General features: G+C 66.5%; 12 protein-coding genes and 2 pseudogenes. 8 read left to right on the forward strand and 6 right to left on the reverse strand.

The window, feature by feature from the left end; translation table 11 throughout:
* Positions 1 to 96: 96 nt before the first annotated feature.
* Positions 97 to 858, reverse strand: coding sequence for a hypothetical protein (locus ACFYXB_RS08275; RefSeq protein ID WP_389579107.1), 762 nt, complete (start codon positions 856 to 858; stop codon positions 97 to 99).
* A gap of 211 nt (positions 859 to 1,069) precedes the next feature.
* On the opposite strand from ACFYXB_RS08275, the gene ACFYXB_RS08280 reads away from it, so the two are divergent.
* The 4 genes from ACFYXB_RS08280 to ACFYXB_RS08295 all read left to right on the forward strand — a co-directional run bounded on the left by ACFYXB_RS08280 (position 1,070) and on the right by ACFYXB_RS08295 (position 6,066).
* Complete coding sequence (locus ACFYXB_RS08280) at positions 1,070 to 1,861, forward strand: SDR family NAD(P)-dependent oxidoreductase (protein ID WP_389579110.1); 792 nt, start codon at positions 1,070 to 1,072, stop codon at positions 1,859 to 1,861.
* A 119-nt stretch (positions 1,862 to 1,980) separates the two neighbouring features.
* Positions 1,981 to 3,540: a Re/Si-specific NAD(P)(+) transhydrogenase subunit alpha gene (locus ACFYXB_RS08285; protein ID WP_389579113.1), complete on the forward strand. Its 1,560-nt coding sequence runs from the start codon at positions 1,981 to 1,983 to the stop codon at positions 3,538 to 3,540.
* Positions 3,541 to 3,563: 23 nt separating this feature from the next.
* Complete coding sequence (pntB, locus tag ACFYXB_RS08290) at positions 3,564 to 4,991, forward strand: Re/Si-specific NAD(P)(+) transhydrogenase subunit beta (protein ID WP_389579116.1); 1,428 nt, start codon at positions 3,564 to 3,566, stop codon at positions 4,989 to 4,991.
* A gap of 49 nt (positions 4,992 to 5,040) precedes the next feature.
* Positions 5,041 to 6,066, forward strand: coding sequence for an enoyl-CoA hydratase/isomerase family protein (locus ACFYXB_RS08295; RefSeq protein ID WP_389579119.1), 1,026 nt, complete (start codon positions 5,041 to 5,043; stop codon positions 6,064 to 6,066).
* A 177-nt stretch (positions 6,067 to 6,243) separates the two neighbouring features.
* Here ACFYXB_RS08295 and ACFYXB_RS08300 read toward each other — a convergent pair whose 3' ends face one another.
* From ACFYXB_RS08300 to ACFYXB_RS08320, 5 genes and pseudogenes are all read right to left on the reverse strand, one after another.
* The gene (locus tag ACFYXB_RS08300; RefSeq protein ID WP_389579121.1) at positions 6,244 to 6,660 is read right to left on the reverse strand and encodes a hypothetical protein; all 417 of its coding nucleotides are present in this window, start codon (positions 6,658 to 6,660) and stop codon (positions 6,244 to 6,246) included.
* A 111-nt stretch (positions 6,661 to 6,771) separates the two neighbouring features.
* Positions 6,772 to 7,023 (reverse strand): hypothetical protein, encoded by a 252-nt coding sequence (locus tag ACFYXB_RS08305; RefSeq protein WP_389579124.1) that lies wholly within the window; start codon positions 7,021 to 7,023, stop codon positions 6,772 to 6,774.
* 87 nt (positions 7,024 to 7,110) lie between these two features.
* Positions 7,111 to 8,487: pseudogene (locus ACFYXB_RS08310) on the reverse strand (NADP-dependent succinic semialdehyde dehydrogenase).
* Positions 8,488 to 9,040: 553 nt separating this feature from the next.
* Positions 9,041 to 9,724, reverse strand: coding sequence for a GntR family transcriptional regulator (locus tag ACFYXB_RS08315; protein ID WP_389579127.1), 684 nt, complete (start codon positions 9,722 to 9,724; stop codon positions 9,041 to 9,043).
* Positions 9,721 to 10,233, reverse strand: a complete 513-nt coding sequence (locus tag ACFYXB_RS08320) for a VOC family protein (protein ID WP_389579129.1) — start codon at positions 10,231 to 10,233, stop codon at positions 9,721 to 9,723. Before ACFYXB_RS08320 ends, ACFYXB_RS08315 begins: the two co-directional genes overlap by 4 nt.
* A gap of 133 nt (positions 10,234 to 10,366) precedes the next feature.
* On the opposite strand from ACFYXB_RS08320, the gene ACFYXB_RS08325 reads away from it, so the two are divergent.
* The 4 genes and pseudogenes from ACFYXB_RS08325 to ACFYXB_RS08340 all read left to right on the forward strand — a co-directional run bounded on the left by ACFYXB_RS08325 (position 10,367) and on the right by ACFYXB_RS08340 (position 18,164).
* Positions 10,367 to 12,556, forward strand: coding sequence for a thiamine pyrophosphate-dependent enzyme (locus ACFYXB_RS08325; RefSeq protein ID WP_389579132.1), 2,190 nt, complete (start codon positions 10,367 to 10,369; stop codon positions 12,554 to 12,556).
* Complete coding sequence (locus ACFYXB_RS08330; RefSeq protein WP_389579135.1) at positions 12,549 to 13,829, forward strand: dihydrolipoamide acetyltransferase family protein; 1,281 nt, start codon at positions 12,549 to 12,551, stop codon at positions 13,827 to 13,829. Before ACFYXB_RS08325 ends, ACFYXB_RS08330 begins: the two co-directional genes overlap by 8 nt.
* A 1,399-nt stretch (positions 13,830 to 15,228) precedes the next feature.
* Positions 15,229 to 15,526 (forward strand): annotated as a pseudogene (locus tag ACFYXB_RS08335) (nitroreductase family protein); the annotation flags it as partial.
* 136 nt (positions 15,527 to 15,662) lie between these two features.
* On the forward strand, positions 15,663 to 18,164 hold the full coding sequence (locus ACFYXB_RS08340; RefSeq protein WP_389579138.1) for a SpoIIE family protein phosphatase: 2,502 nt from the start codon (positions 15,663 to 15,665) through the stop codon (positions 18,162 to 18,164).
* Positions 18,165 to 18,195: the final 31 nt, after the last annotated feature.

Below are 18,195 nucleotides of genomic sequence, written 5' to 3' on the forward strand. Positions count from 1 at the left end.
TCGAAGTCCCGGTGGGAAGGGCTATGAACGGCAAACGTCCAGGCGCCTGTGGATCCGCGGAACCCGAACGCCTTGAAAGTGGACCATCGGATCGGCCTATGAGGTTCGCTTCACGAACCTCACCTCGACATGGGTGCCGGTCCGCGCTGTGCGCATGACTTCGACCGTGTGGTCCTGACACACGCGAAGCGTGCAGGGGTGACTGTCGACGTACCCGAGATAGGACCCGGGTGCGGGGCGCGCGAATTCGGACGAGATCAGCAACTGGCCCGCATCACCCACGATTGCCGGAAGGGCTACGGAGGCGCCCAGCAGATCAGCGGCCAATTCGACGGCGCCGTCGAAGATCAGCCGGCGGATGCGCGTCGATGAGATCGGCTCACCGGTCGGTCCCTGCGTGACGAGCGGGACGACTCGGGTGCTCAGCCCGGGATATTGATCGAAAGTGGTGGTCGTCCCGGCGCCCCGGGCGCCGAATCGAAAGCCCTGGCCGACGCTGACGAACTCCGCACCGAGCTGGTCGACAACAACACCTTCGACGAAGTCTTCGGCAGAGACTCGCGACCAGGCTTGGTCGAAGGGGACGATCGCCACGCGCCGGATCCCCAAGCTGTCAAGCTTCTGGAGCTTCCGTCGGCGCTCGCTCAGCAGTCTCGGTACACGGCGTGGCTCGAGCACCTGCATCGGGTGAGGGTCAAATGTGAGCACTGTGTCGCACCCGTAGAGGACCTGACGGTGACCGAGGTGAACACCGTCGAAGGTCCCGATCGCGACCTTGGCGCGCGAGCCTGCTCCCCCCGTGCGGCGACTACCAGCGACCCGCTTCCCGTCAGGTACCTCGAGGCTGAGGACCTCCATCGCCCCTCCCTCCTTCACCCTCGGAACGGGCTGAGCCCGGGTCAGTGTGCGCCTCGCACCGTTAGCCGTTCGGAGGGTGCGAGGCGGCCCGATCGTCCGTGTGTGAAACCTGCGTTAACCGCGCTTGCAGTGGCCGTAGCGCTTCAGATCCACTCTTCGCAGAACGAATAAACCGATAGGGAGGAGCCGAACCATGGCTGCAGGTTGGAACTTGGAGGGCCGCACGGCTTTCGTGACCGGTGGTAGTCGAGGCCTGGGCTTCGCCATCGCACAGGCGCTGCTCGAGCGTGGCGCCAAGGTGGCGATCGCCGCCAGGGACGAAGCGGCCGTCAAGGCTGCGGCCGGTCGTCTCACCGCTGGGGCCGGCGCCGAGGACGTGCTCCCCGTCGTCGCGGACGTCACCGACGCGGATTCCGTCAACGGCGCGCTGGCAGAGGTGCACGCGTGGCAGGGCAGCCTTGACATCCTTGTGAACAACGCAGGGCCGCAGCTCGCGCCGTCCACCCTGGACAAGGTCGACGAGAAGACCATCGCGTCGGCCTTCGACACAAAGCTGATCGGGTTCCTTCGCGTCTCGCAGGCCGCTCTCCCGTTCTTGAGCCGGACCGGCAGCGGCAACATCGTCAATGTTGTCGGCGCCACTGCACACGCGGTGATTCCCAACACCGGTCCTACGGCCATCGTGAATGCGGGCGTGGTCGCGCTTACGAGCTACCTGGCGACCGAGGCGGCTCCCAGCAACATCCGGGTCAACGCGATCTCCCCCGGAATGACGAAGACCGAGGGCTGGCTCACCAAGACCGAGGCCATGGGCAAGCAGCAGGGCAAGAGTGCCGAAGAGGTCCGGGCCGGAATGGCCAAGGGGCTCGGCATTCGCCTCGACCGCTGGGCCGAGCCCGCCGAAATCGGCGCCGCGGCGGCATTCCTGGCGTCCGCCGACGCCTCCTACGTGACCGGTCAGGTGCTGCGCGTCGACGGCGGGCTGACGAAGCCCGTCGCCTGATCTCAGGCCCCCAGGCAAGCGCCATCCAAGGTCCGCACTCGCCTTGGATGGCGCTTCTGGTTTGCGTACCTGAGGATCCGCCGAGTGTTCCGCAACATCGACACCTTGGAGTTTTGGGAATGCTGATCGGAATCGTGAGCGAAGCCCGCCGTGGCGAGACACGCGTTGCCGCGACTCCCGCCACGGTGGTCCAGCTGGTGAAGCTGGGGTACGACGTCGTGGTGGAGCCGGGTGCTGGAGCGTTGTCGAGCTTCCCGGACGAGGCGTATGCCGGGGCCGGTGCGAGGATCGGTGACCCGCTGGCAGCGGACGTCGTGCTCGGAGTGAACGCTCTCTCGCCTGAACAGTTGGACGGGTTGAAGCCGGGTGCGACGGTCATGGGCATCATGAGCCCGGCGTTGAACCCTGCGCTGGTGGAGGACCTGGCGAACCGGCCGATCACGGCGTTGGCGATGGATGCGGTGCCGCGTATCTCGCGGGCGCAGTCCTTGGACGTGTTGTCGTCGATGGCGAACATTGCGGGCTACCGCGCGGTGTTGGAGGCCGCTCATGTCTTCGGCCGGTTCTTCACCGGTCAGGTGACGGCTGCCGGCAAGGTGCCGCCGGCCAAGGTGCTGGTCTGCGGTGCGGGGGTGGCGGGTCTGGCCGCGATCGGTGCGGCGGGAAGCCTGGGTGCCATCGTGTACGCCACCGACCCGCGACCGGAGGTTGCCGACCAAGTCCGGTCGCTGGGTGGCGAGTACCTCTCGGTCGAGCCCGAGGATGCCGGCGAGCTGGAGGTGTCGGCGACGGGTTATGCCAAGGAGATGTCGCAGGACTACAACACCCGCGCGGCCCAGCTGTACACAGACCGGATCGCCGAGATGGACATCGTGATCACGACGGCCCAGATCCCGGGCCGGCCTGCGCCGACGCTGATCACCGCGGAGATGGTGGCGTTGATGAGGTCGGGCAGCGTGATCGTGGACATGGCCGCCGCGAGCGGCGGCAACGTCGAGGGCATGGTCAAGGACAAGGCGGTGGTCACGGCCAACGGTGTGACGATCATCGGCTACACCGACCTGCCCGGTCGGTTGCCCGCGCAGGCGTCCCAGCTGTACGGCACCAACCTGGTCAACCTGATCAAGCTGATGACCCCGGACAAGGACGGCCGACTGGTGCTGGACTTCGACGACGTGGTGCAGCGGTCGATCACCGTGGTGCGCGACGGCGAGTTGACCTGGCCGCCGCCGCCGGTCCAGGTGTCCGCCGCTCCAGCAGCCGCTTCTGCCTCCGCACCCTCTGGGGTGAAGCCGGTCGGCTCCCGGGCCGAGCAGTCGGTGTCGACCCAGCGGCGGTACACAGCGGTTGGGGTCGGCGCCACGGTGTTGTTCCTGCTCGCGGCCCTGTCCCCGTCGGCGCTGCTGGGGCACCTGACGGTGTTCGCGCTGGCGATCGTGATCGGCTACTACGTGATCGGGCAAGTGCACCACGCCCTGCACACGCCTCTGATGAGCGTGACCAACGCGATCTCGGGAATCATCGTGGTCGGCGCCCTGCTGCAGATCGGGCACGGTCAGACCCCGAACGGCGAGGCGGTCACGGTGCTGTCGACGATCGCGATCCTGCTGGCCTCGGTCAACATCTTCGGTGGCTTCGCGGTGACCCGCCGGATGCTCTCCATGTTCTCGAGAAGCTGAAGGGCCCTGTCATGTCTGATCTGATGACTGTCGAAACCGCCGCGGCGGCTGCCTACATCGTCGCAGCCCTGCTGTTCATCCTGGCGCTGGCCGGACTATCCCGGCACGAGACCGCCAAGGCCGGCAAGACCTTCGGCATCGGCGGCATGGCGGTGGCCTTGGCCGCGACGATTGCGCTGGCGATCCACCGTGACATCTCCGGAGTCGGTCTGGCGTTGATGATCGGCGCCATGGCGGTCGGTGCCGCGATAGGGCTGTGGCGGGCGCGGGTCGTTGAGATGACCGGGATGCCCGAGCTGATCGCTTTGCTGCACTCCTTCGTGGGTCTGGCCGCGGTGATGGTCGGTTGGAACGGCTACCTGCACGTGGAGTCCACCCTGGACGGCGCGGTCAGTGCCGAGGCCAAGGTGCTGGAGGCTCAGGAGCTGCTCGGGATCCATTCCGCCGAGGTGTTCATCGGCGTCTTCATCGGCGCGGTTACGTTCACCGGCTCGATCGTGGCGTTCCTCAAGCTCTCGGCACGGATCAAGTCGTCCCCGCTGATGCTGCCCGGCAAGAACTACCTCAACCTCGGTGCCCTGGCCGCGTTCGCGGTGCTGACCACGTGGTTCGTGATCGACCCGGCGCTGTGGCTGCTGGTCGCGGTCACGATCGTCGCGCTGGCCCTGGGTTGGCACCTGGTCGCCTCGATCGGCGGCGGTGACATGCCGGTCGTGGTCTCGATGCTGAACTCCTACTCCGGCTGGGCTGCCGCGGCGTCGGGATTCCTGCTGGAGAACGACCTGCTGATCATCACAGGCGCCCTGGTCGGCTCCTCGGGTGCCTACCTGTCCTCCGTCATGTGCAAGGCGATGAACCGGTCCTTCATCTCCGTGATCGCCGGCGGGTTCGGTATCGAGGCAGGCCCGGCCGACGACAAGGACTACGGCGAGCACCACGAGATCACCGCCGAGGGCGTCGCCGAGCTCCTCGGGTCGGCCGACTCGGTCATCATCACCCCCGGCTACGGCATGGCCGTGGCCCAAGCCCAGTACGGCGTCGCCGAATTGACCCGCAAACTCAGGGACCGAGACGTCAACGTGCGCTTCGGCATCCACCCGGTCGCGGGCCGGCTGCCGGGCCACATGAACGTCCTGCTCGCCGAGGCCAAGGTCCCCTACGACATCGTGTTGGAGATGGACGAGATCAACGACGACTTCGACAAAACCGCCGTCGTACTCGTCATCGGCGCCAACGACACCGTCAACCCCGCCGCCGCCGAGGACCCGGGCTCACCCATCGCCGGCATGCCCGTCCTCCAGGTGTGGAACGCCGAGAAGGTCATCGTCTTCAAACGCTCCATGGCCTCCGGGTACGCCGGCGTCCAGAACCCGCTCTTCTACCGCGAGAACTCCGCCATGCTCTTCGGCGACGCCAAGAACCGAGTCGAAGACATCCTCCGAGTCCTCTGATACGAGTCTTGCCGAAGGTGCCGGCAACGGGCCAGGAACGGCAGCGAGATTGGCGCGCAATCCGGACTCCGGAGGTTCGACGGTCGTCGACGCGCTCGTGACGCTCGAGGGGCCACGAGTGACGTCGGCACTGACAGGCGACAGCCATCTGCGGCTCGGAGACCCCGTGCTGGTCACCTCCGCCAAGCGCGTCGAGGACGGTGAGGTCGCCGAGCTCACCGGGCTCGACGCAGGGCCTGGGCGAGGACGCAGTAGTGACGCATCGCGACGCAGCAAGGCCGACATGGCAGGAATCGGGCGCGCCGTTTCCGGCAAACAGACCGCGCCTCGTCAACGAAGTGAGAGGACTCGGATGATGAATAGCGTGGACAGCGTCTGGAGCGGCGGCGTAGAGCAAGAAGTGGTCGGTGCTACCAGCGTCTTGACCATTCACAATGGCGAGCGGAACCTGTTGAACCCAGGCATCCTCACCGACATCCGCGCCCGGCTGCAGGAGTGTGACGACAACCCGGACATCCGCGCCGTCCTGCTCACCGGCGCAGGTGAGACCTTCTGTGGCGGTCTCGACATCGCTGCCGTCAAAGCGGGTGCAGACCCAGCTCTGTTCGGCGAGGCATTGATGGAGACCCTCCGGATTTTCCCTCGTCTGGGTTTGTCTGTCGCGGCTGCCGTCAACGGCGACGCGCTCGCCGGGGGCGCCTCGTTCGTCGCGGCCTGCGACTTCGCCGTCGCAGTGGACAGTGCGCGAATCGGCACGGTGGAGGTCGGCGCCGGGATGTGGCCGATGATCGCGCAAGTGCCCATCATTCATCGGCTCGGGCCGCGCCTGGCGATCGAAAACATAGGTTCCGGCGAGCCGTTCACCGCCGAGAGGGCCCGCGAGGTCGGTCTCGTGCAGGCCGTGGTTGAGGCCGGCCGAGCAGCTGTGGTCGCCCAGGAGTGGCTCGACAACGCACTGAGGGCGGCTGGCGCAGGTGCCCCTGGCCGTCGCTCCCTCTACGAGTTCGCATCGATGTCATACGACGACGCGCTCGACGCGTCGCTGCCACGTTTCATCGAGCTTTTCGACCACTGAACTCGTCGGAGTGTTGTCGGGGGTGACGTGCGCTGATCCTTGCGGTACGCCTGACCACCGCGACCTGGTCGTGCGCGCCCACATCCAACTCGGCACCGCCGCACACGACTGGCTCACCATCGTTCAACTGCCCTCATACACACGGACTTGTATCCGGTGGAGAGGGTTCGGTCACTGCTACGGCGCGGCCCGCCGGCCAACGCCGCTTTCAGGGACGATGAACATCTCGAACGAACCCTCCGCCAGGGCCTGCGCCACATTCGCGGACGTGTGCACTGCCCGGCCGGCGGCGCCGGGATCTCCCAGGCCACCGGCTACCGCTACCTCCACGAAGGCACTGACGTTCTCGCAGATGAAGTCCCAGACTTGCACCACATGCTGATGTAGTGCCAAGCCGACGGCCTCACTCACGTCATCTTGGACGGAACGCTCATCGAGACCGACCGCGTCGCCGGCGCCCACGTGAACAGAGGGATACGCATCAAGCTGACGCACCTGGGCTGCACATCCCGCGCCCAAAGCGGCGAGCGCGACGAGTATGCGGGCCGGCTCGTTGATCCGGTCGGCCTCCCATTTCGTAAGGCCGGTGTGCATCGCCGGACTTCAGTGATTGCTGACCAATCGCTGCCGTGAAGCGCCGGGTCCGCCAGCGCCTCCTCGAACATTCGGCGGATCGTAGGCGCTGTCGGCAGCTTGAGGTGCACCTCATGGGCGACGGTCTCGGCCAGGTGCAAGCGGCCCTGCCGACGGCAGCAGGAGTGATGGACGCAAGGCCGACATGCACCCGCCGGCGCAGTCCTGGAAGTGTTCACGGGCCGGGATCGGGTCGGTGGCGATGTCGTTGGCACGCATCGAGAAAGACACCGGCGCGCCGACCGCCTCCCCTGGCGAGGCAGCTGGTCGAGCGCCGGCTTCGACCAGCTCAGCGACCGGCGCGGGGGAACGGTTCCAGGCCACGACGTCGTGACCGTGCGCGAGGAGCCGACGCGCGACGGGCGATGGCCGAGCCCATCGCGCCCGGGCCGAGGAGACCGACGTTTCCCGTCAGCTCTTCCAGATCGTCTTGAGGTTGCAGAACTCCCGGATGCCTTCCGCGCCGAGCTCGCGGCCGATACCGGAGTCCTTCACGCCGCCGAAAGGCAGCTCGGGGTAGGAGACGCTCATGCCGTTGACGAAGACGGCACCGGTCTCGAGGCGGGTGATCAGGAACCGCTCCTCGTCCGAGTCAGTGGTCCACACCGACGAGCTGAGGCCGAAGGTCGTGTCGTTGGCGAGCGCCGCGGCCTGCTCGATGTCGTCGACCCGGTGAACCACGGCCAGCGGACCGAAAGCCTCCTCCCGGTACACCCGCATCTCGCTGGTGACCTCCTCCAGCACCGCCGGCTCGAAGAACCACCCCTCAGTACCGACCGCCGACCCACCGCACCGCAGGACGGCACCATTCGCGATGGCGTCGTCGACCAGTTCGACGAGCTCGCGCCGACCGGACTCCGTGGCGATCGGCCCGATCTCGGTTTCCTCGTCGAGCGGGTCGCCGACCGTCAGCGCCTTTGTGCCCGCGACGAAGGCCTCGACGAACTCCTCGTACACCTCCGTGTGGACAATGAACCGCTTGGCCGCGATGCAGGACTGGCCGTTGTTGATCGTACGAGCGGTCACGGCCGTTCAGGCGGCCGCGCGAACATCGGCGGAGGGCAGCACGATGAACGGGTCGGACCCACCTAGCTCCAACACGGCCTTCTTCACCTCCGAGCCCGCGATGGCTGCGAGCGACCGCCCGGCCGGCCCGGAACCGGTCAGCGTCACGGCGGCGATGCGCCGGTCGCGGACGACTGCTTCGACGTCGGCTGCGCCGATGAGGAGGGTCTGGAACGACCCGATGGGGAAGCCTGCTCGTTCGAAGAGCTTGTCGAGGTACAGCGCGGACTGCGGCACGTTCGACGCGTGCTTGAGCAGGCCGACGTTGCCGGCCATCAGCGCAGGCGCAGCGAAGCGAATCACCTGCCACATGGGATAGTTCCACGGCATCACGGCAAGAACGATCCCGAGAGGCTCGTATGAGGTGTAGGCAGCCGAAGCACTGACCGTGCTGGGGTCAGCGAGCGGCTGGTCGGCCAACAGGCTTTCGGCGTTGTCGGCATAGAACCGCATAGCCTGGGCGCACTTGAGGACTTCTCCGCGGGCTTGCGCGATCGGCTTGCCCATCTCGATGGTGAGCATTCGCGCGGTCTCGGCTGCCTCGGCCTCGACCAGGTCTGCGGCCACCCGCATCCACTGGGCGCGAGTGTCGAAGTCGGTTGCTCGGAGCGTCGCGGTTGCGAGCTGTGCTCGCGTCAGACGCTGGTTGACCTGCTCCTTCGTGAGTGGAGCGAACTCTTCGATGAGCTCACCGGTAGCGGGATTGACAGTGGCGATGGGCATGGCTTTCTCCTCGTGGCATGGGTATCCAATGAGGAATGATTGGATACATTTTGGAGTCTTCGATGTTCGTGTACCACCACATTACGGCGCAGATGTCCTACAGCCGTGTTTGAATGGATACATTCTAAGGTTAGCGAACCTCTCTTCGGGCAGTCACTCCGTCTCTTTCCGGGCGGCTGGGCGAAGCGCTGGATACTGTCCGCGTTAAAAGAGGGTTCGATTCACTCTCGGTTCACATGGGTCGTACCGCGCATCCAGTAGGCCCGGGCCGGTAAGGGTGATGGGGGTGAGCGTTGGGCCACCGGGGAATGCGACGTCCGCAGGTCGAGACGATCGGTGTGCACGATGAGCACCCGTCAACCGCGTAGCACCGTTTCGGCTGGGTTGCTCGCGCATTGCCGTCCGCGAAGCGGTGCGCCTCCCCCTTCTGCTCACCGCTTGACGCGAACCAGTTCGTCGTCTGCCGGTCGTGCCACCCGACGGGGTCTTCGCTGAAAATCGTTTGCGGTGGGACGCCAGTTCGTTTCGGGAGGTTCCCGGGTTCCTGCTCGCGCTATCGCTCTTTGACGAAGAGTTCCGGGTGAGCAGTGAGTTCGACCCTTGTGCGCCGGATGTGCCCCACGAGGTACCGCTCACCGTCTTCAGGGTCACAGCGCCGCACGGCGTCGAGGATCAGTCGGTGTTCGGCGTTGACGATCGTGGCTCGGCCAGGGTCCGCGAGCACCATGAACGCACGGCGATAGTGTTGAGTGGAATTCCAGAGCCGCTCCGTGATGGCCAGGAGGTGGTCGCTCGGGCAACCTGCGTAGGTAGTCATGTGGAAGTCACGGTCCAGATGAAGAAACCTATTGACGTCGCTCTGAGTCTCGATCTCCTCCTGGATGTGCTCCAGGCGGTCCAGGTGGTGGTCGGTGAGATGGGGGAGACTCTCGTTCAGAGTCAGTGGCTCGAGTCGCTCACGCATCCGGTAATACGTGTTCACCTCCTCAAGGCTGAGGATCGGAACCCGCGAACCTCGGTTGGGGAACGACTCGGTGAGGCCGTCGGATTCCAGGATGCGCAGCGCTTCGCGGACGGGGATCCGGCTCGTGCCGAGGCGTGCCGCGAGTTCATCCTGACGCAGCCAAGTCCCGGGCGGCAGCTCGCCGGCGAGGATCTCGTCGCGGAGGATGCCGGCGATGCGCTGACTCCTGACGCTGTCCGACCTGTGCGGATCGCGAGCGTGCGCAGGAGTCAAGAGCGGTCACCTCTGAAATCTGATGGGTTATGGTCGAAGGCCTTGCCGCCAGGATAGGACACCAACTCGAACTGCATTCCCCACGGTGAGAGGAAGTAGACCCACCGCTGTCCCTCTGACGGTCCGGCGCTGACGGTCGGGTCGCCCAGCACGGGAACGCCCCTGGCTCTCAGGAACGACACGGCGTCGTCCAGGTCTTCGACGTACAACGCGACATGGTGGCCGCCGATGTCGCTGTTGCGCGGGATAACCGTCTGCTGCACATCCGCCTGGTACTCGAAGACCTCGAACACGGCCTGTTCACCACACCGGTAGAAGCGCAGTTGACGCATGACTGTGCGCGCGTCCACGTTCAGGTGCTCCGACATCCAGTCGCCTGCCGAGCTGAACGGGCCGAGAGAGTACAGGTACTCGCAGCCCAGGACATCCACGAGCCACGCGTGCGCCTGGTCCAGGTCCGGCACCGTGAATCCGATGTGATCTAGGCGCATGAGGCCAGGTAGAGCCACGATCTTCCTCCTTTGGATCCAAGACTGCCTCTCATGGTGGCGTCAGTGGCGCAAAAAGTCGAGCCTGGTCTTGCAATTGGATCCAAACGTGTGCCACGGTCGGTGCACTCCGGTCGATTGAAGGGGGCTCCCGATGCCTGTGGAACACACACTCGAAGCGAAGGCCGCGTGGTCGGAGTTCGTCGTCACCCAGGACGACTGGAACGCCGCGGCTCCGGACCTCCTGACGGGCATGTTCAGCCAGCTGGTGCTGATCCGGACCTTCGAGGAGTACGTTCTGGAGCTTGCCGCGGACGGGCTCATCCACGGCCCTGCGCACTCCAGCATCGGCCAGGAGGGCGGCGCTGTCGGTGCGTGCTTCGCCCTTACGTCGGAGGACACCGTGAACGGGTCGCACCGCGGCCATCACCAGTTCCTCGCCAAGGTGCTCGCCCATCTGCATCCGAAAGGGATAGATCCAAGGAAGCCGTTCCCTGAGGATGTGCGGGCCGTGCTTCTTCGCAGCCTGCGCGAAATCTGCGGACTGGACGCGGGCTTCAGCCACGGTCGAGGCGGCAGCATGCATCTCCAGTGGCACGAGGCCGGTGCCATCGGAACCAACGCGATCGTCGGTGGCGGGGTACCGCTCGCGGCCGGATCGGCGTGGGCCCACAAGAACGCCGGCACCGACGCGGTCACCTTCACGTTCTTCGGCGACGGCGCGATCAACATCGGATCCACGCTGGAGAGCCTCAATCTCGCGGCGGCGTGGTCGCTGCCCTTGTGCTTCTTCGTCGAGAACAACCTGTACGCCGTCTCCACCCACGTGTCCGAAGTCACCGCCGAGCCACGGCTGTCCGGCCGCGGCCCGGGCTTCGGCATCCGGAGCTGGAAGGTCGACGGCATGGATCCGCTGGCCGTGCACCTGGTGACGCAGCAGGCCCTCGCGCACATGCGCAGCGGCAACGGTCCGACAATGATCGAAGCCGATGTGTACCGCTACTTCCACCAGAACGGTCCTTTTCCCGGCTCGGCGTTCCGGTATCGCACCAAGGAAGAGGAAGCGCAGTGGCGCGCTCGCGACCCGATCGACACCATGGTGGGGCACCTGGTGCGACGCAGAATCCTCAGCAAGAAGGCGGTTGCCGAGACGATCGAGCGCGCCAAGGCTCTGATGTCCGAACTCGGCGACATCATCCTGGAACCGCGACCGGGCGGTAAGCCGGGTGAGCGACGCATCCTGCCCTCGGAGTGGCCGGACCCGGCGTTCGTCGACAAAGGCGTCCGGGGCGACCTGTCGGAGCTGGCCCAGATCGAGTTCACCGACGCCGAGGACTTCGCTGACGGCTTGACCGATGTCAAGTTCATCGGCGCCGTCGCCGGTGTGATGGGACGCCGTCTGGAGACCGATCCTCGTGTCGTGGTGATGGGGGAAGACGTGCACCGGCTCAACGGCGGCACCAATGGCGCCACCCGCGGCCTGAGTGAGCGGTTCCCCGACCGCGTGATGGGGACCCCGATTTCGGAGAACGCGTTCGCCGGCCTCGGCGGCGGACTGGCTCTGGACGGCCGGTTCCGCCCGATCGTCGAGTTCATGTACGCCGACTTCATGTGGGTGGCGGCCGACCAGCTGTTCAACCAGATCGGAAAGGCCCGCCACATGTTCGGAGGTGAGGGAAAGGTGCCGTTCGTCCTGCGTAGCAAGGTCGCCATGGGTACCGGCTACGGATCACAGCACTCGATGGACCCGGCCGGCATCTTTGCGACGGCACTGGGCTGGCGAGTCGTCGCTCCGTCGACGCCGTTCGACTACGTCGGCCTGATGAACACGGCCCTGGCCTGTGATGACCCGGTCGTCGTTCTCGAGCACGTGGATCTGTACAACTCGACCGGTCCCGGACTGCCGGAGAACTACGACCACTACCTTCCGGTCGGCAAGGCCGCCGTACGCCGTGAGGGCGCGGCCCTGACCATCCTCACCTATCTGTCGATGACTTCGGCCGTTCTGGCCGCCGTCGAAGAGACGGGAGTGGACGCCGAGGTCATCGACCTGCGTTGGCTGGACCGGGCCAGCCTGGACTGGGACACGATCACCCAGTCGGTGATGAAGACCAACAACGTGCTCATCGCCGAGCAGGGCGCCCTTGGTACCTCCTATGGCGGCTGGCTCGCGGACGAGATCCAACGACGGCTGTTCGACTGGATCGACGCCCCGATCGAGCGCGTGACGGGTGGCGAGGCGTCGCCGAGCATCAGCAAGGTACTGGAGCGTGCCGCGTTGGCTTCCACGGAGGAAGTCGTCGCCAAGCTCCGCGAGATCTCTCAGGGGCCGGACAATGGCTGAGATTCTGCGTATGCCCGAGGTCGCCGCCAACACCACAGAGGCGATCCTGGAATCCTGGAACGTCGGCCTGAACGCTCCTTACGCGGCCGGCGACACGATCGTCACGGTGGAGACCGAGAAAGCCGCGGTCGACGTGGAAGCCGAGAGCGACGGCGTACTACTGCGCCTCCTGGTGGAAGCGGGTACGACAGTGGCGGTTGGCACACCGATCGCAGTCTGGGGCGCACCGGACGAGTCGGCGTCCGAGGCGGACGCCTTGGTGGCTTCACTGGGTATGGGAGCAGCGCCCGTGACGGCTTCCACCGCCTTGGCGTCGGCGCCGGAAGAGCCGGCGGCGCCGGCGGGCACGGTTGCTCCTGAGCCAACCGAGGCCGCGCGGGACAACATCGAGCGCATCTTCGCCAGCCCGCTGGCGCGACGTCTCGCGCGCGAGCTCGGAGTCGATCTGAACGCTGTGGTGGGCAGCGGCCCGCACGGACGAATCCGACGGTCCGATGTCGAAGCAGCTGTCGCCAGGCCGGCCGAGCCGGAGGAAACGTTGCCGGCAAAGGCCGGGGCAGAGGTCCAGAGCATCGGGACTTCGGCGGTCGATCCGCGATGGGTGGATGTGCCCAACACGCGGATGCGGGCAGCCATCGCCCGTCGGCTGACGGAGAGCAAGCAGAACACGCCGCACTTCTATCTACGCGCACGCGCACGCGTCGACGCTTTGCTTGAGCTGCGGCAACAGATCAACGCCGGCCAAGGCGTGAAGGTGTCGATCAACGACCTGCTCGTCAAGGCGATCGCGTCCGCGCACGTGGGTGTTCCCGCGATGAACGTGCAGTGGAACGACACCTCGATCCGGCACTTCTCGGACGTCGACATCGCCGTAGCCGTCGCCACCGACGGTGGTTTGGTCACCCCAGTGATCCGCGGCGTGGACTCCCTGTCGATGAGCCGCGTCGCCACGGCGACGAAGGACCTGATCGCCCGCGCGAAGGAGCGCAGGCTCCGGCAGGACGAACTGGAAGGCGGCACGATCACGATCACGAACCTCGGCATGTATGGCACCGAGGACTTCGCAGCGATCATCAACCCTCCACAGGCCGCGATCCTGGCCGTCGGTGCGGTGCGGCAGGAGTCAGTCGTCGAGGAGGGTGCGGTCACCATCGCATCCGTTCTGCGTCTGACCCTCGCCGTCGATCACCGGTCGGTGGACGGCGCCACTGCGGCCGAGTGGATGAAGGCGTTCGTGGACGTGCTCGAGCACCCGCTCCGGATCCTGCTTTGAGTACCAGCGCACGCGTAGCGAAGGAGACGGGCCACGACCGAGACCACTCTCGGCCGCGCAATCCTCGGCGGTGGATCAGGCGGCTATGCGGCCGCGCCACGCGGTGCGGAACTGGGTTTCATCGTTGCTCTTGTCGAGGAGAGCAAGGCCGGTGTCTGCATAGCGGCTGCTCTCCGACCTACCGGGACACCTCCCCGCCGATGGGCGTCCGCCTCCACGAGAGGCGGCGGGTGGTCACACTGGCGGGAAGGCCCTGAACGCCGGCCATGGCGAGCCCGAGCGACTGACGGATCTGCTGACCCGGTTCGCCCATCCCGCAGGCGACGAGGCGTAAGCGCGCCCGTCCACTGATTGCCTGCCGCATGGGCGCGCTTGGTGTTGTGCGGCATTCGCGCCGAACCCGGCATTGAGAGCTGCGGGTCGTCGTCACTTCGCGTCGGCTCTGGCTGCGGGCTGCGGTCGGAGCTCCGTTGCCGAGGGGGCCGGGTTGTCCACACTTCCCTCGTCGCATGCGTGGCCGACGGTGCGGTCTTCACCCGGGCACGCAACGCCGTAGTCTCAATGCGCGCCCGCCAGGAGGCCGATCGCCCCCGCCGCTCCCGGCGCCGGGTCACCGGCCTCCAGGGTCGGCGCAGCACCGTCACCCTCCGAGTCGCCCCAGGCGCGGACGACATCGTTTGAGGCCCTGGGTCGAGGCGCCGCGCGGCGTGGCTCCCCTGGCCCTGGTGATCGCATCCCCAAAGGCGCGCTTACGGGCGGCCTCACAGAGGGAGGCCAGTTCAGACATGGCCGGGTTGCGGAGGGGGACATGGTGAGCTCCGGGACGATGAAGCCGTCCTCCAGGTCGAGGGTGCTCTGCAGGACGGCCTCCAGGCAGTTCTGCACGAACTCGTAGCCTTCGCGCGGGGTGTCCGGTGCGGTAGGAGCCGCCGCGGCCGGCGACGACGGCGGCGGGGTGCCCTGGGCGGGCAGGGTCTCGCCCGCGGTGCGCTCGGGCAGGACCATTGGCCGGGCACGATTTGAGGATCGGCGCGACCGAGTAGTTGTCCATGGGGGCGCCGATCAGGACGGAGTCCGCCCGCTCCGGCTCCTCGTTGAGTTTCACGCGCGTCGCGAAGGCGGCGGACTGTTCAGGGGTGCGCTCGGACTGGGCGGCGAAGCCGGCGGACCAGGTGCCGAGGGTGGTGTGCGGGACTGGGGTGGCGGCGACGCTCCCGCGGAGGGCGGGCGAGTCGACGTGCAGCAGCGTGGCCAGGGGCTTTCTTCAAAGAGGCGCTGTCCGGTGCCGAGAACCGAGGGCCGAGGATCCATATGTGGTGATAGTTCCGCACAAGATAGGATCGAATGATACTATCGCGAATGGAACAGAAGAGGTCGAATGGAGGGGATGCAGGCGATCATGGACGGCTACGAGGCGGTCACGAGCCGACGGGCGGTGCGCGGATTCACCGGCCGGCACGTCCCCAGGGAGACGCTGGAGCGCGTGCTGTCCGCAGCGGCCTGGGTTCCCGTCCGGTTCGAACCTGCAGCCGTGGCACGTCTGTGTGGTGACCGGCGGGCCACTGGCGGAGATCAAGAAGCGCGCCTGCGAGCGCCTGGCCACCGGCGACCCCTGGGGCGAACCGGAGTGCGAGCAGTACCCGCCCGCGCTGAAGTCCCCGTACCGCGAGCGCCGATCCACCTTCGGGGCACTCCGCCGGGTCCTGGCTGCCGCAGCTGTCCGTGCGTCGGCTTGTCGCGCCCATCCTGCCCCGACCCCAACTGCCCTTGGACAAGAGTTCGATGACTGGCAATAGCGAAGTGACAACAAGAAATCCCACGAACACGTGCGCGATGACCGACTCGGCGATCGCGATGCTCGACGATCACGGAACAGTGGTCGGATGGACGCAGGCCGCTGAACGGCTCGTTGGATACACCCCAAAGGACGTGGTGGGTCGCTCCGCCGCACTCGTCGTGCCACCCTCCGAGGAAGCGCCGACGATATCCGCATACGTCGAGCGTTGCCGTGCCCACGATGGACGGTCGGGAATGACGGCGGTGCGCGACCGGGACGGTCGCATGGTCAACGTCAGCCGACGGGTTTCGATGTTGCGGGGGCAGGATGGAACAGTCCGGTGGCTCGTGTCCATGACCGACATCGGCATGCTCGCCCAGGACTCCGCGCGGCACGGTTCGATGCGGGAGTCGCTTCTGACCCGCGCACCGATCGGCATTGTCGTACGTGACCGGCAGCTGCGTTGCACCTGGGTGAACGACACCATGGAAAGCTACGACGGTATTCACCCTGACCGACGGCTCGGACGTCGTCTCACCGAAGCGCAGCCCGGTTTCAAAACCGAAGCAATCGAGGCGGTGTTGAGGAAGGTGCTCCAAAACGGGACTACCAGGGTCCTTGAGTACCGGCCACAGCTGTCGACGAGTCCGTGCCGGGAGCACATACTTGCGACTTCGTTCTTCTGCCTCAAAGACGCCGACGGCCAAGCGCTGGGGGTGTGCTCCATCAGCGTCGACGTCACCGAGAGCCGCCGGGCCCGCGAGCGCCTTGCCATCCTGAGCGAGGCCCGTACGCGCCTTGGCAGCAGCCTGGACGTGATGCAGACCAGCCAGGAACTGGCCGACCTCGCCGTACCCCTGCTCGCCGATTACGTCGCCATTGACCTGGAGCAGTCAATTCCGTTCGGCGAAGCGTCCTCGGTCCACATCGGGCCGACGGGTGAGCGCCTCCCCGTTCTCCGACGTGCCGGTCTTGCCTCGATCCACCAAGGAGTCCCCGAATCCCCATGGGACCGCGGTGAGTCGGTCCCAGTGCCGCCCGCATCCCCTTTCGCTCACGTCCTGTGCACGGGCAGGCCTTTCCTGGAACCGGTCTTGGACACCGCTCCGGGCGCATGGATCGATCACGACCCGGCCCGGGCGCAGAAGATCCGAGAAAATAGAATGCATTCCCTGATGGTCGTTCCCATCCGCGCGCGGCACACCCTGCTGGGCACGGCGTTGTTCATCCGTACGCAGGACCCGGTGCCATTCCAGGAAGGCGATCTTCGTCTGGCCGAAGAACTGGTCAGCCGCGCGGCGTTGTCGCTCGACAACGCGAGTCAGTACGCGCGCCGACACACCGCGGCCCTCGCGCTCCAACGCAATCTGCTCCCACGCGGTTTGAAGGGCGGCACGGCGGTCGAGGTGGCATCGAGCTACCTGCCCGCCGACATGGACCACGGCGTCGGCGGCGACTGGTTCGATGTGATCCCGTTGTCCGGCGCCCGAGTCGCCCTCGTCGTCGGCGACGTGGTCGGACACGGGATCAACGCCGCGGCGAGCATGGGCAGGCTCCGCACCGCCGTACGCACACTCGCCGACATGGAACTGCCCCCCGACGAACTGTTGACTCACCTTGACGACACCGTCCAGCGACTGGTCGAAGAAGACGCCGACGCCGCCGATGGGCTCCCCGCCGTAGGGGGCGCCACTTGCCTGTACGCCGTCTATGACCCGGTTACCCGCGTCTGCACCATGGCCAGGGCTGGGCATCCACCGCCCGCGATCGTCGACCCGCAAGGCCGGGTCACTTTCCCCGACCTTCCCACCGGAACCCCACTGGGTATCGGACTTGGAGACCCCTTCGAGTCCGTCGAGCTGGAACTGCCCGAGGGAAGTCTCATCGCCCTGTACACCGACGGTCTGATCGAGACCCGCGACCACGACATCGATGAGGGAATGCGCCGCCTGGGCACCGCCCTGAGCCTGCCGGATCGATCCCTGGAAGACCTCTGCACCCGCGCGACGAAGCCCATCCAAGGGCAGGTACCGTGTGACGACGTCACCCTGCTCCTTGTCCGGACCCGCTCACTCAAACCCACCCAGGTTGCCTCCTGGACGTTGCCCAGTGACCAGACCGTAGTCCAAAGCGCCCGGCACCTGGCAGCGTGTCAGCTCACCGCATGGGGCCTGGCCGGTCTCCAGGACCCAATCAAGCTGATCGTCAGCGAACTCGTCACCAACGCCGCCCGCCACAGCACCGGTCCCATCGGCCTGCGCCTGATCAAGCATCAATTCCTCACCTGCGAAGTGTCCGATACCGAGGTATGCCCCCCGCGCCTGCGTCGAGCGCACACCAGCGACGAAAACGGCCGCGGCCTCTTCATGGTTGCCCAGCTGTCCCGGCGATGGGGCTATCGCCTGGCATCGGGCGGCAAGGTCGTCTGGGCCGAAACAGACCTGACCTCACACGTCTTTGAGGCTTCGTCCGCGCCTGTGGAGCAAGGGCGCCGCGCCACCCCACCGCGAGCTACAGGTGTCCCCGGCCGTGAGGGTGAAGCCCGGTCCGCGCCGTGAGCCCGCTGGATGTGGCGGCGCGTGTCGTGCG

The sequence above is a fragment of the Streptomyces sp. NPDC002619 genome (assembly GCF_042889305.1).
In the GTDB taxonomy this organism is placed as follows: Bacteria; Actinomycetota; Actinomycetes; order Streptomycetales; family Streptomycetaceae; genus Streptomyces.